Origin of the sequence: Arthrobacter sp. JSM 101049, assembly GCF_041679245.1 — a bacterium.
GTDB lineage: Bacteria > Actinomycetota > Actinomycetes > Actinomycetales > Micrococcaceae > Arthrobacter_H.
Genome location: NZ_JBGFFC010000008.1, coordinates 57,774 through 73,137, shown reverse-complemented (window position 1 = coordinate 73,137; position 15,364 = coordinate 57,774). Strand labels below are relative to the sequence as shown.

At 69.5% G+C, this 15,364-nt stretch carries 10 protein-coding genes and 1 pseudogene; 6 read left to right on the top strand and 5 right to left on the bottom strand.

Annotated features, from left to right (window positions below; translation table 11 throughout):
- Positions 1-11: 11 nt before the first annotated feature.
- A complete protein-coding gene (gene ftsY, locus AB8M85_RS15875) occupies positions 12-1,211 on the bottom strand; it encodes a signal recognition particle-docking protein FtsY (RefSeq protein ID WP_372699807.1) in 1,200 nt (399 codons plus the stop codon).
- 35 nt (positions 1,212-1,246) lie between these two features.
- Between ftsY and AB8M85_RS15870 the strand changes: the two genes are divergently transcribed.
- Positions 1,247-2,452, top strand: coding sequence for an MFS transporter (locus AB8M85_RS15870; protein ID WP_372699806.1), 1,206 nt, complete (start codon positions 1,247-1,249; stop codon positions 2,450-2,452).
- A gap of 61 nt (positions 2,453-2,513) precedes the next feature.
- Here AB8M85_RS15870 and AB8M85_RS15865 read toward each other — a convergent pair whose 3' ends face one another.
- From AB8M85_RS15865 to AB8M85_RS15855, 3 genes and pseudogenes are all read right to left on the bottom strand, one after another.
- Complete coding sequence (locus tag AB8M85_RS15865; protein WP_372699839.1) at positions 2,514-3,059, bottom strand: SGNH hydrolase domain-containing protein; 546 nt, start codon at positions 3,057-3,059, stop codon at positions 2,514-2,516.
- Positions 2,990-3,391, bottom strand: coding sequence for an SGNH hydrolase domain-containing protein (locus tag AB8M85_RS15860; RefSeq protein ID WP_372699838.1), 402 nt, complete (start codon positions 3,389-3,391; stop codon positions 2,990-2,992). Before AB8M85_RS15860 ends, AB8M85_RS15865 begins: the two co-directional genes overlap by 70 nt.
- A 159-nt stretch (positions 3,392-3,550) precedes the next feature.
- Positions 3,551-4,522: pseudogene (locus AB8M85_RS15855) on the bottom strand (acyltransferase family protein); the annotation flags it as partial.
- A 270-nt stretch (positions 4,523-4,792) separates the two neighbouring features.
- Here AB8M85_RS15855 and AB8M85_RS15850 point away from each other — a divergent pair.
- Positions 4,793-5,833, top strand: a complete 1,041-nt coding sequence (locus tag AB8M85_RS15850) for an acyltransferase family protein (protein WP_372699805.1) — start codon at positions 4,793-4,795, stop codon at positions 5,831-5,833.
- Positions 5,834-5,863: 30 nt separating this feature from the next.
- Here AB8M85_RS15850 and smc read toward each other — a convergent pair whose 3' ends face one another.
- Positions 5,864-9,493, bottom strand: coding sequence for a chromosome segregation protein SMC (smc, locus tag AB8M85_RS15845; RefSeq protein ID WP_372699804.1), 3,630 nt, complete (start codon positions 9,491-9,493; stop codon positions 5,864-5,866).
- 228 nt (positions 9,494-9,721) lie between these two features.
- Here smc and AB8M85_RS15840 point away from each other — a divergent pair, with 228 nt between their 5' ends.
- From AB8M85_RS15840 to AB8M85_RS15825, 4 genes are read left to right on the top strand one after another with little or no spacing between them, the layout of a single operon-like run.
- Positions 9,722-10,747 carry a 3-oxoacyl-ACP synthase III gene (locus AB8M85_RS15840; protein ID WP_372699803.1) on the top strand — a complete coding sequence of 342 codons (1,026 nt, stop codon included), beginning with the start codon at positions 9,722-9,724 and terminating at the stop codon, positions 10,745-10,747.
- The gene (locus AB8M85_RS15835; RefSeq protein WP_372699802.1) at positions 10,741-13,419 is read left to right on the top strand and encodes an alpha/beta fold hydrolase; all 2,679 of its coding nucleotides are present in this window, start codon (positions 10,741-10,743) and stop codon (positions 13,417-13,419) included. The genes AB8M85_RS15840 and AB8M85_RS15835 overlap by 7 nt, the downstream gene beginning before the upstream one ends.
- Positions 13,416-14,465 (top strand): NAD-dependent epimerase/dehydratase family protein, encoded by a 1,050-nt coding sequence (locus tag AB8M85_RS15830; RefSeq protein ID WP_372699801.1) that lies wholly within the window; start codon positions 13,416-13,418, stop codon positions 14,463-14,465. The genes AB8M85_RS15835 and AB8M85_RS15830 overlap by 4 nt, the downstream gene beginning before the upstream one ends.
- Positions 14,466-14,475: 10 nt before the next feature.
- Positions 14,476-15,291 carry a serine hydrolase domain-containing protein gene (locus AB8M85_RS15825; protein ID WP_372699800.1) on the top strand — a complete coding sequence of 272 codons (816 nt, stop codon included), beginning with the start codon at positions 14,476-14,478 and terminating at the stop codon, positions 15,289-15,291.
- Positions 15,292-15,364: the final 73 nt, after the last annotated feature.

Genomic DNA, 15,364 nt, shown 5'->3' with positions numbered 1-15,364 from the left:
ACCGCTGTGCGCTAGTCCAGCAGGGCGTCGACGAAGTCCGCGGCATCGAAGGGCGCGAGGTCGTCGGGGCCCTCCCCCAGGCCCACGAGCTTGACCGGGACGCCCAGTTGGCGCTGAATGGCCACGACGATGCCGCCCTTGGCGGTCCCGTCGAGCTTGGTCAGGACGATGCCGGTCACGTTGACGACCTCGGAGAACACCTTGGCCTGGTTCAGCCCGTTTTGCCCGGTGGTGGCATCCAGCACGAGCAGGACCTCGTTGACGGCCGCCTGCTTTTCCACGACGCGTTTGATCTTGCCCAGCTCGTCCATCAGGCCCACCTTGTTCTGCAGGCGGCCTGCCGTGTCGATCATGACGACGTCGACTTCCTGCTCGATGCCGGCCTTCACGGCTTCGAAGGCGACGGAGGCGGGGTCCGCCCCGTCGGCGTGGGAGCGCACCGTGGGTACGCCGACCCGGGCACCCCAGGTGGCCAGTTGTTCGGCGGCGGCGGCGCGGAAGGTGTCAGCGGCTCCCAGGATGACGTCCTTGTCCTCGGCCACCAGGACGCGGGCGATCTTGCCGATGGTCGTGGTCTTGCCGACGCCGTTCACCCCGACCACCATGACGATGGACGGGCCGGTCGGCTGGCGGTCGGAGACGATCGAACGATCCATCTCCGGGTCGACGAGCTTGATCAGTTCGGTGCGCAGCATGGTCCTGACCTGGGCGGGATCGCGGTGGCCCTCGACCTTGACGCGCTCGCGCAGCGCGTCGACCAGTTCCTGGGTCGGCTCGCTGCCGAGGTCGGCGAGCAGGAGCGTTTCCTCGATCTCGTCCCACACGTCCTCGTCGATCTTGTCCTGGGACAGCAGTGCCAGCAGCCCCTTGCCCAGGGCGTTGTTCGACTTGACCAGCCGCGCGCGGAGGCGGGCCAGTCGACCGAGCACCGGGGCCGGGACGTCGACGGCGACCTCTTCGCGGCCCAGCGTGTCCTCCGGGGCCGGGAGGGTGTCAACGCCCGTGACGCCGTCCACATCCTGGGCGGGGGCTTCGCCCGGCCGCACCAGCGTGTCGGTCCCGGTTCCGGGAGCCGGATCATTGGGGTCCCGCGTCGACGTATACGTCCCCGGGGGCGTCTTGCGCCCACGCAGGAAGAAGGCCGTCCCGAGACCGATGACAAGGACCACGACGACGACGATGGCAATGATCAGGAGGGTATCTGTAGGCACGGCTCCAGTTTCTCACAGACTAGGCTGGTGGCTTGATGAGCACACCTTCCCGCGCGCCGGAAACGCTGACGATACCCCGCGAGATCAAGGTCCTGATCGCCGCCGCCTTCGTCATCGCCCTCGGCTTCGGCCTGATCGCCCCGATCCTGCCCCAGTTTGCCAAGAGCTTTGACGTCGGAGTGGCGGCCGCGGGATTCATCGTCAGCGTGTTCGCGCTCACGCGCCTGGCCTTCGCGCCGGTGAGCGGACGCCTCACCTCCGCCCTCAGCGAGCCGCCCGTGTACGTCGGCGGCGTCCTGATCGTCGCCGTGTCGACCATCCTGTGCGGTTTCGCGCAGGACTACACGCAACTGCTGGTCTTCCGGGCGGCCGGCGGACTCGGATCGACGATGTTCACCGTCTCGGCCATGTCGCTGATCGCGCGGCTGGCCCCGCCCGAGATCCGCGGCCGCATTTCCGGCTACTACGCCGGCTCGTTCCTCATCGGCAACATCGTGGGACCCGTGGTCGGCGGCTTCCTCGCGGTCTTCGGCTACCGGCTGCCCTTCTTCATCTATGGGGGCGCGCTCATCGTTGCCGCCGCCATCGTCTACCTCTCCCTGTTGGGCGTCCGGTCGTCGGCCAAACGCGGACCACGAGATTCCAGACCCGCCATGCTCTTCACCGAAGCCCTGCGCAGCCGGGTCTACCGCGCGGCCCTGGTCTCCGGCTTCGCCAATGGCTGGTCCAATTTCGGGGTCCGGGTTGCGCTGGTCCCCCTCTTCGCGGCACAGGCCTTCGACGACGGCGCGGCGCTGGCCGGGTTGTCCCTGGGCCTGTTCGCCATCGGCAATGCCGTCGCGCTGACCGTGGCCGGGCGGGTGACCGACCGGCACGGCCGCCGCATGCCGGTCCTCGTCGGCCTGACCATCGGCTCGCTGGCCCTGGCCGGCATTGGACTGGCCGACCATGAGGTCCTGTTCATCGCCTTGTCGATCATCGCCGGGGCGGGCATTGGATTCATGAATCCCGCCCAGCAGGCCGCCGTCGCCGATGTCATCGGGCGCGACCACAACGGGGGCAAGGTGATGGCGGGGTTCCAGATGGCGACGGACTCGGGGGCGATCCTGGGGCCCGTAGTCGCGGGTTTGATCGCCGACAGCTGGGGCTTCGGGTGGGCCTTCGGCATCACCGGGGTGGTTGGACTCGTTGGAGCCGCCGCCTGGTGGACTGTTCCGCGGACACTGCCCGAACACCGCTGAGCAACCCTGCCGGCCGCCCGTCGACCGGCCGCGGGTGCAGCCGGTGAACAGGAGGCAGCAATCAGCCGTCCAGGGCCTCCAATACCTTGGGGGCCAGATACGGCGCCAACGTCGCGGCGTACGTTGCCGAGACATGAGACCCGTCGAAGTACGTGACCACACCGCCGTTGGCCCCATAGCAGCGGTCCTCGCGGCAGAAGTGGTCGTTGAGATCGGCGGTATCGATGCCGTGTCCCAACTTCTTCGCCGCGGCATAGAGCGGGTCCTCGGGCACCCAGGTGCCGCGGCTGCCGGAACAGTCGGCGATGTTCTTGAGGGGATTGGCCAGGCAGTCCGGAATCGACTTGAGGGTGTCCTCCGGGAACGGCGTGTCATGCAACACCAGGAGATTGGTCTTCTCCGCCAGCCATTCCTTCAGCAATCCCTCGTAGCCGTGCTCGAGGCCGGATTGGACGGTCTTCTGGGTCGAGCTGGCGACCCCATGGACGTTGCGCGTCGTTGCGATGACCAGGTCGAACTGGTTCCCGCTGGTGGCTTTCACGGCCCGCTCCCCCCACGCCCGGCAGGCCTTGCTGCGGTCCGGTGTGAAGTCGAGGTTCGCATCGATGGGGCACAGGAAGCGGCGGTGAACGTGGTGATCCGCAGGTCGTGCTTCTTGGCGATCTCCCGCAGTGCCGGAACCCATTGGGCCGCGTGCGAGTTGCCGACGATGGCGACGTCTCGTGAACCGGTGCCGTAGACACAGCGGCTCAGTCCCTCGTAGGGCGAATGCTCCAGGCATCCGTCCGCATAGATGTCCGACTTGTCGTCCCCGGCCACTGCCGGTTCCGGGACCAGCTGATTCCGGGTGACGGGCGGGCAGGCCGATGCTGGCAGGTCAAGGGCGCGGGCTCCCGTGCATGGGTCCGTCGACGTCCGTGCTTCGGCCGCCCGGGCCATGGACGTCTCGGCCTGCTGGACCACCATCGCGATCGGCACCAGGGCAAGTGCGGCAACGAGGCCCATGGATCCCCCGGCCAGGACAAAGCTGCGTGGCGTCTTGCCGAGCAGCCGTGCGTTGCGGAAGCGGTCCTCCACGTACACTTTCGTCAGGGCCGACAGCACCAACGTCGCCACGACGATGACCACCGAATCCACCCAGCCGGTCCGGCCGTTGCCAACGAAGGGGATCAAGGCAACGAAGGGCCAGTGCCACAGGTAGATCGAGTAGGAGGCGTCCCCGAGCCACTGGACGGGACGGAGACACAGCCAGCCCGTGGGCGACCACCGCGACTCGCTGGCGGCCCAGATCACCAGCGCGGCACCCAGCGTCGGCGCCAGGGCAGCCGCGCCCGGGAAGGACGTATCGGGAGTGTAGGCCGTGGCGGACCACAGGATGAGGGCCAGGCCCGCTCATGCCACCAGGATGGCGGTGCTCCTGCCTGGGCGCAGCAGCGGGCCGACGCAGGCCAGGGCTGCGCCGATGCCCAATTCCCAGATCCTCGTCGTCGTCACGAAGTAGGCAGCAGCCGGATCGGCATGCGTGTAGTACAGGCCAATGGCGAAGGAGGCGACGACGACCACGAGGATCGCCCCCGTCACGCTGGCGCGGCGCTTCCATCCGAAGTGCGCGGCGAGAGCCATCACCAGCAGGATCAGCAGGGGCCAGAAGACGTAGAACTGTTCCTCGATGGACAGCGACCAAAAATGCTGCAGTGGCGATGCTGCCTCTTCGGCCCCCAGGTAGTCCGTGGAGCCGGTGGCCAAACGCCAGTTCTGGAAGTAGAAGGCCGAGGCAATGGCATCCCAGGAGATGCTGCGCCACCGGCTTTCCGGGGCCAGCGCCCACGTCATCGCCAGCGTTCCCAGGATGACGACGAACGCCGCCGGCAGCAGACGCCGGATACGGCGGGCCCAGAATTGGCCCAGGAGCCGCAGGTTCGTCGGCGGCTTGGAGAGCAGGTGGCTGGTGATCAGGAACCCGGAGATGACGAAGAAGACATCGACCCCGACGTACCCACCGGTGACCGCTTTCGGCAGCAGGTGGTACACCACGACCAGCGATACGGCGATCGCCCGCAGGCCCTGGATATCGGCCCGGTATCCGGGCTTGGTGGGGTTTTCAGGTTTGTTGCTACGGATTGCAGTCGGCCTCCGTTCGCCCCCTGCTCGAATGTGGACATGTGATTTGGTCGCATTCCAGAATAACGGGGCTGGTCCGCCCCGCCGTTATCGGGGACCGGGTCGGGACGTGGGAAGTTACTGGGAACTGGCCATCCGGCCGTGCTGGTCGCGGGATGCGCAGTCCCCGCGGTTATGCTGGCTTCTGCCCATGACGAGGATCAGTTCGAAGGGACATGCATGAGCTCCGCCACAACCTCCGGCCCCACCACGGTGGGGGTCCGCCAAACATGGATCGACCAGGCCCGGTGGATCGCCATCGTGCTGGTGGTCATGGGCCATGCCGTGGGGCAAATGCGGTCGGAGAGCGGCTTGGCCATCGTCGTGTCGAATTTCGTCTACGTCTTCCACATCCCCGTCTTCGTCATCCTCGCCGGCTGGGGCGCCCGCCGCGCGGAAGCGGGCGGCAAGACGTTGGCCAAGATCTGGTGGCAACTGCTGCTGCCGTATCTCATTTTCCAGGTGGTCGCCTTTGCCCTGGGCTGGTTCCTGGAAGGCGATGACCCCAGCTGGTCCTTCACGAACCAGACCTTCGGGCTGTGGTTCCTCGTCGCCCTGGCCGGCTGGCGCCTCATCGGCCCGTGGTTCCGGGGCATCCGCTGGGCTGTTCCGCTGACCCTGCTCATAGCGCTTCTGGCCGGCCTCAGCCCCCATATCGGCAGCTGGCTCTCGCTGTCCCGCGTCCTCTTCTTCCTGCCCCTCTTCGTCGCCGGGCCCTACCTGGTGGACCTGGTGGCCGCGTGGCGACGCCGTGTCATGCTGCGGGTCGGAGCCGGCATCTATCTGTTCGCGCTGGCCGTGGTCGTCTTCGTGCTGGGCAAGGACTTTTGGCGTAGTCCCTTCCTGGGCAAGTCCTCCTATGAGGACCTGGGGCAGGGGAATCTCGCTGGCATGGCCGTTCGGCTGGGGGTCCTGGTCCTGGCGACCGTCAGCGCGACGGCATTCCTGCTGGTGCTGCCCGGCACGCCGGGTGCCCCGACACGGGCCGGACAGTGGATCGCCGAGGCGGGGCGGCACACCATGTACCCGTACCTGCTCCACCTGCAGGTCCTGACGCTGGTCGGCCTGACCGAGTGGAAGACCTGGGGCCAGCCCTCCGTCACGACGGGGCTGTTCATCCTCGGGGCCCTCGCGGTCTGCGTCCTGTCCGAGACCAGGCTTGTCAGAACCGTCTTCAAGCCCCTGGTCGAACCGAGCGCCCTGCTACCCCACCGCCGGTAACGGCTGGCGAGTTGCCAATCACCGCCCCGCTCACGGGGTGCGGCTGGTGCCGAGCCGCTGGCTGATGACCTTCGTCACCCCGTCGCCGCGCATGGAGACTCCGTAGAGCGCGTCGGCGATCTCCATGGTGCGCTTCTGGTGCGTGATGATGATCAGCTGGCTCGCCTCCTGCAGTTCCCGGAAGATCGTGAGGAGCCGGCCCAGGTTCGTGTCATCCAGGGCCGCCTCGACCTCGTCCATCACGTAGAACGGTGACGGCCGGGCCTTGAAGATCGCCACGAGGAGGGCAACCGCGGTGAGGGACCGTTCCCCACCGGAGAGCAGCGAGAGCCGCTTGATCTTCTTGCCGGCCGGCCGGGCCTGGACCTCGATGCCCGTGTTGAGCATGTCCTCCGGGTCGGTGAGGACCAGCCGACCTTCGCCGCCGGGGAACAGGGTGGCGAACACGGCCTCGAATTGCCTCGCCGTGTCGTGGAAGGCCTCGGTGAAGACGCGTTCGACGCGCTCGTCGACATCGCGGATGATGTCTAGCAGGTCCTTGCGGCTGGAGGTGAGGTCCTGGAGCTGGTCCGCGAGGAACCGGTGCCGTTCTTCCAGGGCGGCGAACTCCTCCAGGGCCAGGGGGTTGACCTTTCCCAGCGAGGCCAGGTCCTTCTCGGCCTTGCGCAGCCGTTTCTGCTGTTCGGCCCGGTCGAATGGCCTGCCCTGCTCGATCGGGACGCCGTCCTCGTCGACGTCCTGGCGAAGGGCGGCCCACTTGTCCGCCTCCTGCTCGGGCTGGGGAACCAGCAGATGCGGCCCGTAGTTCTCGACCAAGTGCTCCGGCGTCATGCCCAATTCCTCCACGGACCGGGCCTCGAGGCCCTCGATGCGCATCCGCTGCTCGGCCCGTGCGAGTTCGTCCCGGTGGACCGTGTCGGTCAGTCCGGCCAGCTCCGTGGACAGCTCGACGCCGCGCGCACGTACGTGGCCCAGGCGGGCTTCCGCCTCATCGCGCTCGACGACGAGGCGGTCGCGCTCGGCGCCGGCCCCGTCCAGGGAGTCCTCGATGCGCTCGAGGGCAGCCTCGACGGCGCTTCCAACCGCCGCGGCGCGCGCTGCCTGGCGGCGCCGTGCGGCGGCCCGCCGTTCGGCCTGTTCGCGGTTGCGGCGCTCCGTGGCCGCAGAACGCAGCAGCGACTCCCGGCGGCTGCCCAGATGGCCCACCTGGTCCTCGCTGCCGCGCAGCGCCAGACGGGCTTCGAGTTCCTCCTGCCGGGCGGCGGCGGCTTCCGCGTCCAGCCGTTCACGGGCGGTGTTGTCGGGTTCCTCGTCGGTCGGTTCCCGGTGCGCCGCAGCGAGGCGTTCCTCCAGCTCGGACAAGGCCAGCTCGGCCGCCTCGCGCGCGTCCGCGGCCGTGGCCATTTGCTGTTCGGCGCGTTCGGCTTCGGTCATCGATTGGCGGATCGTGGAGCCGAAGGTCGCCAGCTGTTCCGCAACCCCGGTGATGCGCGCATCCGATTGGTAGAGCCGTTCCAGGGCTGCTTCAACGGCTTCCGCTGCTGCATGACGGCGGTCCTCGGCCGCTGCCCGTTGGAACCGGAGCTTTTCGTAGGTTGCCGTGGCGGCGTCGAGATCGGCAGTGGTGGCGTCGATGGCCGCCTGCTGCTCGAGCAGGGAGGAGCCGGAGTCCGTGCCTCCCGCTGCACTGGTCGCGGTGTGGACGTCGCCGGAGCGGGTCACCACCCGGAGGTGGGGGGCTCCGGCCAGGATGGCGGCGGCGTCTGCGGCGGAGTCGGCAACGGCCACCCCGGACAAGAGGGCGTGGACCGCATCCTCGAGGCCCTCCGGGGCCGGTTCGTGGACGCCCACGAGCTCGGCAGCCCACCGGGCGCCCGCCGGCAGCTGGCCGGTCGCTTCCTGGTGCCGTCCGCTGCCACCAGCCCTCCCGCCGTGTGGCAACGAATCCTGTGGGAAGACAAGGTGGATGCGGCCGGCTTCCTCTCCGCGGACCGTTTCGAGGATCGTGAGGGCCTGCTCGCCGGATCGGGCGCTCAGTGCTTCCGCATAGGGACCGAGGGCGGCTGCGACGGCCGTTTCATACCCGGGCAGGACGCGGAGGTCGGCGCTGATGCGCCCCCGGATGCCCTCGTGTCCGGCGGCGAGGATCTGCTCGGAGGCGTCCTTGCGGTCCATGCCCGCCTGCAGCGCCTCGGCCCTGGCCTGCAGGGCGGCGCGCTCGCGCTCGGCGGCCCGCTCCCTCCCGGAGACGTCCTCGAGTTCCGCCGCGCAGGTGGCCAACAGGGTTTCGGCGCGTTCGTGGTCGGCGTCGAGGTCCTCCTCGGAGTCCTCGACGCCGCTGGCCTGCTGCTCAAGCTCCGTGTACTGCAGCCGGGCTGCCGCGGCCCGTTCACGGGCCTGCTCTGCCGCCTTGCGCAGCCGGGCCAGTTCGTCCTCGAGTGTTTCAACGCGGCTGCGCGCCGAGCCGACCTTGCCGGCCAGCTTGGCCAGTCCTTCCCGGCGGTCGGCTGCGGCGCGCATCAACGTGGTCACACGTTGCGCCTCGGCTGCGGCCGCCGTTTCGGCGGCCGTGCGGCGGGCGATGGTGTCCTCCAGCCGGGCCGAGAGCATGTCGCGCTCGTGTTCGATCGCCTCCAGCTCGGACTGCAGCCGCCTGGCCTGGTCCTCCATGCGGTCGGGGTCGCGTGATGTGTCATGGACGACGTGTGCCTGGGCGGCCAGGTTCCGTTCCCTTTCACCGGCGAGTGCCCGGAGGGCGCGGAAGCGCTCGCGGCTCGTGTTCAGTGCGTGCCAGGCTTCGCGCGCGGCATTCACCTCGGGGACGATCCGTGCCACGGCGGCCTCAAGGTCTGTTTGTTGTTGCTTGACCTCCTGGACCGTCCGCTCAACCTCGTCGCGGCGCTCCCGCAGGCGGCGCTCGTCCTCGAGTTCGCGGGCCAGCGACTCCCGCAGGGTGACCAACTCGTCGGCCAGGAGCCGTGAACGGGCATCCCGGACCTCGAACTGCACCGATTGGGCGCGGCGGGCGACCTCGGCCTGCTTGCCCAGCGGGGTCAGCTGCCGCCGGACTTCGCCGGTCAGGTCCTGGAGCCGGGAAAGGTTTGCCGCCATCGAATCGAGCTTGCGGACCGTCTTTTCCCGCCGTCTGCGGTGCTTGAGCACACCGGCGGCCTCCTCGATGAAGCCGCGGCGTTCCTCCGAGGTGGCGTGCAGGATGCGGTCCAGTTGTCCCTGCCCGACGATGACGTGCATCTCCCGCCCCATGCCGGTGTCCGAGAGCAGTTCCTGGATATCGAGGAGCCGGCAGGACCGGCCGTTGATGGCGTACTCGGATCCGCCGGCCCGGAAAAGCGTGCGGGTGATGGTGACTTCCGAGTACTCGATCGGCAGCGCGCCGTCGGCATTGTCGATGGTCAGCGACACCTGGGCGCGGCCCAGGGCCGGACGCCCCGAGGTGCCGGCGAAGATGACGTCCTCCATCTTGCCGCCACGCAGGCTCTTGGCGCCCTGCTCCCCCATGACCCATGACAGGGCATCGACCACATTGGACTTGCCCGAGCCGTTGGGCCCGACGACCGCCGTCACGCCGGGTTCGAATTCAAAGGTCGTCGCCGAGGCGAACGACTTGAATCCGCGGACGGTCAGCGTCTTGAGGTGCACGGGTGACTTTCAGCTGGATGGACGGGAGGTCGGATGCCACTAATCTACTGGGTCATGGCTGTCGGCGTGGGTTTGCCACACGATGGGTGGAATGTCACAGGGCCCATTCATGCCGCACGGTGAATGTGCGGGAACCGTGGGGCAGCGTGCATAGTTAACGGTTGGAGAGTCTTCGCATCGGTGGATGCGTCGGCGGCACACGGATCCGATTTGGACGAAGGCTGGATATTGAGCGGCAATGCAACGTTTCGACACACGAACTCGGCGATTCTCGCCGTCAGCAGTGTGGAGGCACCCGTCGTCGTCACGTCCAGTGAGTTCGACAAGCGACTTGAACCCAGCCTGAAGCGCCTGCGCCTGTCCAAGAAGCTCCTCGAGCGCGTTGCCGGCGTCAGCGAACGCCGCTGGTGGCCCGAAGGCACCGGTTTCGACGATGCCGCCGTCGACGCCGGATCCAAGGCCCTGGCCGAAGCAGGTGTCGAACCGCACGAGATCGGCCTGTTGATCAACACCTCGGTCACCCGCACCAACCTGGAACCCTCCGTCGCCGTGAAGGTGCACAACGGGCTGGGGCTTCCGTCCTCGGCGATGAACTTCGACCTGGCCAATGCCTGCCTCGGCTTCGTCAATGGCATCACCCTGGCGGCGAACATGATCGACTCCGGACAGATCTCCTACGCCCTCATCGTCGCCGGCGAGGATTCGCAGATCGCCCAGGAACCGACCTTTGACCGGCTCAACCGCCAGGACTCGACCCGCGAGGACTACCTGCGCGAATTCGCCACCCTGACCCTGGGCTCCGGCGCCGCGGCCGCCGTCATCGGCCGTGCGGACGAGCATCCCGGCAGCCACCGGATCCTCGGCGGGGTCTCGCGGGCCGGAACCGAGCACCACGAACTCTGCGTCGGTGGTCCCCAGGGCATGTACACCGACACCAAGGGGCTGCTGGACAACGGTTTGAAGCTGGTGGTCGATGCCTGGGATGAAGCCCACCAGGACGGCTGGAACTGGGGGTCGATGGACCGCTACGTGACGCACCAGGTCTCGAATTCCTACACGAACGCGATCATCAAGGCCGTCAACCTCGTCCGGGACCGCGTCCCGATCACGTTCCCGAAGTGGGGCAACGTCGGGCCGGCCTCACTGCCCATGACGCTGGCCCAGGAGACCAATTCGCTCAACCCCGGGGACCGTGTCCTGTGCATGGGCGTGGGGTCGGGGCTGAACACGGCGATGCTGGAGCTGGCGTGGTAGGTCGGAGCTGGCCCGGGGTCCGCCCCGAATTCTCCCGATACCTCACCATCCCCTCCACCGCTGGTTGCGACCGCCCGGGCACCACGCACCGCTGGCACGTGCTGGACAACGGGCCGGTCCTGGAATCCCATGGCGCCACCCCCGCCGGCACCATCCTCGCCGTCCATGGAAACCCCACCTGGTCCTACCTCTGGCGCAGCGTCGTCGAGGCCGCCACCGACGCCGCCACCCCATGGCGCGTGGTCGCGGTCGACCAGCTCGACATGGGCTTCTCGGAGCGCACCGCCACCTTCCGGCGCCTCGAGGACCGCGTCACCGACCTCGGCGACCTCACCGACGCGCTCGGTCTCCGCGGTCCCGTGGTCACCCTCGGCCACGACTGGGGCGGCATCATCTCGCTGGGCTGGGCCACCCGGCATCGCGACCTGCTGGCAGCCATCGCCCTGACGAACACGGCGGTCCACCCGGCGGGCTTCTCCCTGCCTCCGGCGCTGCGCCTGGCCTTGCACCCGGCGGTCCACCGGTGGGGAACGCAAACGTCGCCCGCATTCCTGAAGGTCACCCATTCCCTGGCCCATCCCCCGCTGGACCCGGCGGTCCGGGCGGCCTTCAGGGAGCCCTACCGCACGGCAGCCGACCGTGCCGGCGTCGCCCACTTCGTCGCCGACATCCCCTCGCGGCCCGGGCACCCCAGCTGGCCGGCGCTGGACACGATCTCCTCGGGGATCAGGACGCTCGGCGTCCCGGCCCTGCTGATGTGGGGGCCCCGCGATCCCGTGTTCTCCGACCGCTACCTGCGCGACCTGCTGGACCGCCTGCCCCAGGCCGACGTGCACCGTTTCGAAGGGGCCGGGCACCTGCTGCCCGAGGACCGCGACATCGCGACGCCCCTCCTGGCCTGGCTGGGCTCGGCCATCCCCGCCGACGTGGCCGCGGACGCGGGCTCACGGCACGACGGCGGTGCCTCCCCAGGGGATCCCGCACCCGGCCGCCCAGCTTCCGGGGCTGACAGCGGCTTCCGCAGCATGCTGGCCGAACTCGATGCCCGGCGCGATGACCACACGGACGCCGTGGTGGACATGCTCGCCGCCGCCGACGGGCTCCGCCTCTCCCATGCGCTCTCCTGGTCCTCCCTGGCCCGGCGGGTCGACGCCATCGCCCACGGCCTCGCCGGGCTTGGCGTGCGACGCGGGGACCGCGTGAGCCTCCTGGTTCCCCCGGGTGCCGAACTCACCGCCCTGATCTATGCCTGCCTGCGGCTGGGGGCGGTCATCGTGGTCGCCGATGCCGGATTGGGTACCCGTGGCCTCGGCCGGGCCATCCGCGGTGCCGGCCCGGCCTACCTCATCGGGATCGAGCGCGCCCTGATCGGAGCCCGCGCGCTGAACTGGCCGGGCCGGCGCATTGCCGTCGGGGACCTCTCCCCCGCCAAACGGCGGCTGCTCGGTGTCGTCGCCACCGTCCACGAGCTCGAGCAAGCCGGAACCAGCGCGGTCGAACGAGGAGCCGCCGACTTCGAGCCGGTCGATCCCGACGCCGACGCGGCCGTGCTCTTCACCTCCGGATCCACCGGCCCGGCGAAGGGCGTCGTCTACACGCACCGACGTCTCGCGGCGATGCGGGACACCCTGCAGGCGACCTACGGCCTGAAGTCCGGGGACGCCCTGGTGGCCGGATTCGCGCCGTTCGCGCTGCTGGGCCCGGCCCTGGGGGCGGTCTCGGTGACCCCCGACATGGACGTCACGTCGCCGCGGACTTTGAGCGCCTCCGCACTGGCCGATGCCGCCGCGGCGATCGGCGCCACCGTCGTCTTCGCCTCCCCGGCCGCGCTGGTCAATGTCCTGGCCACCGCCGGGAAGCTCAACGCAACGCAGCGCGGGTCCCTGGAGCGCGTGGAACTCCTGCTCTCGGCCGGGGCCCCGCTCGGCACCGGTTTGCTCCGGCAAGTCCAGCAATTGGTTCCCCAGGCCCGGGTCCACACCCCCTATGGCATGACCGAGGCCCTGCCGGTCACCGACATCAGCCTCGAGGGGATCCTCGACGCCGGCGCGGGCGACGGCGTCTGCGTGGGCCGGCCCGTGGCCGGAGCCCGCGTCGGCATTGCCCCGCTGGACGACGACGGCACGGTCGGCCCGAAGTTGACCGAGGCCCCCGGCGTGCTGGGCGAAATCGTCGTTTCCGCCGCGCACGTCAAGGACCGCTACGACCGCCTGTGGATCACCGAGCAAGCCAGCGCCCTGCATCCCGGGTGGCACCACACCGGGGACGTGGGCCACCTCGATGCCGAGGGCCGCCTGTGGGTCCAGGGGCGTCTCGGCCACATCATGACCACCCCCGACGGCGTCCGGACCCCCGTGGCCGCCGAATTGGCCGCCGAGTCCGTCCCGGGCATCCGCCGTGCCGCCGTCGTCGGCATCGGGCCGGCCGGGACCCAGGCGGTCGCCGTCGTCGTCGAAACCGAGCCCGGGGTCCGCCGCCCCGGCCTCCTCGACCCGGTGGCGACCGGGCAGGTGAGGAGCGCCGTCCTCGAGCAGACGGGCCTCCGTGCCTCGGCCGTCCTGGGCATCCCGGACCTACCCACGGACATCCGCCACAACTCGAAAATCGACCGCACTGCGCTTTCCGCCTGGGCGGACGCGTTGTTGTCCGGCCGGAAGGGGATCCGGCCATGACCGGCCCACACACCGGCGGACACGTCCTCGTCACGGGGGCCAGCGGCATGCTCGGCCGGGCAGTTGCCGCCGAACTGCTCTCCCGGGGGCACCGCGTCCGGACCTTCCACCGTGGTTCCGCGATCGTCCCGGGGACGGAACCGGTCCGCGGATCCATCACCGACGCCGCGGCCGTGGGCCGGGCCGTGGAGGGCGTCGACGCCGTCGTGCACCTTGCCGCGAAGGTGTCCTTCACCGGCGAATGGGACGATTTCGTCGCGACGAACATCACGGGGACGCGTCATCTGCTCGACGCTGCCCGCAGCGCCGGCGTGCCCCCGGATTTCGTCTACGTTTCCTCCCCGTCGGTGGCCCACCACGGAGCCTCGATCGTGGGCGAAGCCGCGGGCGCCGCCGATCCCGCCGCCGCACGTGGCCACTATGCCCGGTCCAAGGCTGCTGCCGAATTGCTGGCCCTGGCCGCCGATGGCCCGGGGTTCCGGGTGGCCGCCGTGCGACCGCACATCGTCTGGGGCCCCGGGGATACCCAACTGGTCGAGCGCGTCATCGACCGGGCCCGTTCGGGTCGCCTGCCGCTGCTCGACGGCGGAACCGCGCTGATCGACACGACGTACGTGGACAACGCGGCCGCCGCCATCGTCCAGGCCTTGGAACGCATCGGCGCGGCCCGCGGACGCCCCCTGGTCGTGACCAACGGCGAGCCGCGTCCGGTCGGTGAACTGATCTCCGGCATCTGTGCCGCCGGTGGTGTCCCCGCTCCCCGGTTCAGCGTGCCCGGCTCGGTGGCCCGGATCGCGGGGACGGCCATCGAGCGGGCGTGGGTCCTCGGGCTCCGCCGGGGATGGGTCCACGACGAGCCGCCGATGACCGGGTTCCTGGCCGAACAGCTCTCGACGGCCCACTGGTTCGACCAGCGGGCCACCCGGGACCTGCTGGACTGGAAGCCCGCCATCTCCCTGGATGAGGGCCTGTCACGGCTGGCCGCATACTACGGTGGGGTGGCTCCGAGCATGAAGCGTGCCGCAAGCACGACCAACGCAACCTAGAAAGGCCGTGATGGCTTCCCTGGAACAGATCGATTCGTGGCCGGTGCCGCATGCGGCCGCGGCGGTGCTCGACAGCTCGGGGGCCATCCTGGCCCGGCACGGCGACATGCGGCGGATCTTCCCGTTGGCCTCGGTCACGAAGCTGCTCTCAGCCTATGCCGTGCTTGTTGCCCTGGAGGAAGAGGCCCTGGCGTTGGATGCGGCGGCGGGCCCGGACGGCTCAACGGTCCGACACCTGTTGGCCCATGCCGGCGGTTACGAGTTCTCGTCCGATACCGTCCGCGCAGCCCCGGGCACGCGCCGGATCTACTCCAATACCGGCTTCGATGTCCTGGGCCAAACCCTCCAGCGCGAAGCGGGGATCCCCTTTGCCGAGTACTTGTCCGAGGCGGTCCTGCAACCGCTGGGCATGGAATCCACGAGGTTGGACGGTTCCCCGGCAGCCGATGCCGCGTCGACCGTGGAGGACCTCTGCCGCTTTGCCGCCGAGCTCCAACACCCCACCCTCGTGGCCCCCGCCACGTTGGCCGAGGCGACGTCCGTCCAGTTCGCCGGGCTGGACGGCGTCCTGCCCGGGTACGGACGCCAGAAGCCCAACGACTGGGGCCTGGGGTTCGAGCTGCGCGATACCAAGACCCCGCACTGGACTGGAACCGGGAATTCGCCGAGGACCTTCGGGCATTTCGGGCAATCAGGCACGTTCCTCTGGGTGGACCCGACAGCGGGGCTGGCCTGTGTGGTCCTGACCGATCGCGACTTCGGCCCCTGGGCCACGGAGGCCTGGACGCCCTTCAACGATGCCGTGCTCGAGGCATTCGCCCGTTAGCCGGGTCCACCCGGCCTGGCTGGGGATCCGCCCCTTGAGGCGGACCCCAGGCGGGGCAACTGGACGGCTTCGC

What these genes read in the sequence shown, in the direction of transcription:
- AB8M85_RS15870 (WP_372699806.1), top strand. Translation starts at nt 1,247, where the DNA reads ATGAGCACACCTTCCCGCGCGCCGGAAACGCTGACGATACCCCGCGAG.
- AB8M85_RS15860 (WP_372699838.1), bottom strand. Translation starts at nt 3,391, where the DNA reads ATGGCCCGGGCGGCCGAAGCACGGACGTCGACGGACCCATGCACGGGA.
- AB8M85_RS15850 (WP_372699805.1), top strand. Translation starts at nt 4,793, where the DNA reads ATGAGCTCCGCCACAACCTCCGGCCCCACCACGGTGGGGGTCCGCCAA.
- AB8M85_RS15830 (WP_372699801.1), top strand. Translation starts at nt 13,416, where the DNA reads ATGACCGGCCCACACACCGGCGGACACGTCCTCGTCACGGGGGCCAGC.
- AB8M85_RS15825 (WP_372699800.1), top strand. Translation starts at nt 14,476, where the DNA reads ATGGCTTCCCTGGAACAGATCGATTCGTGGCCGGTGCCGCATGCGGCC.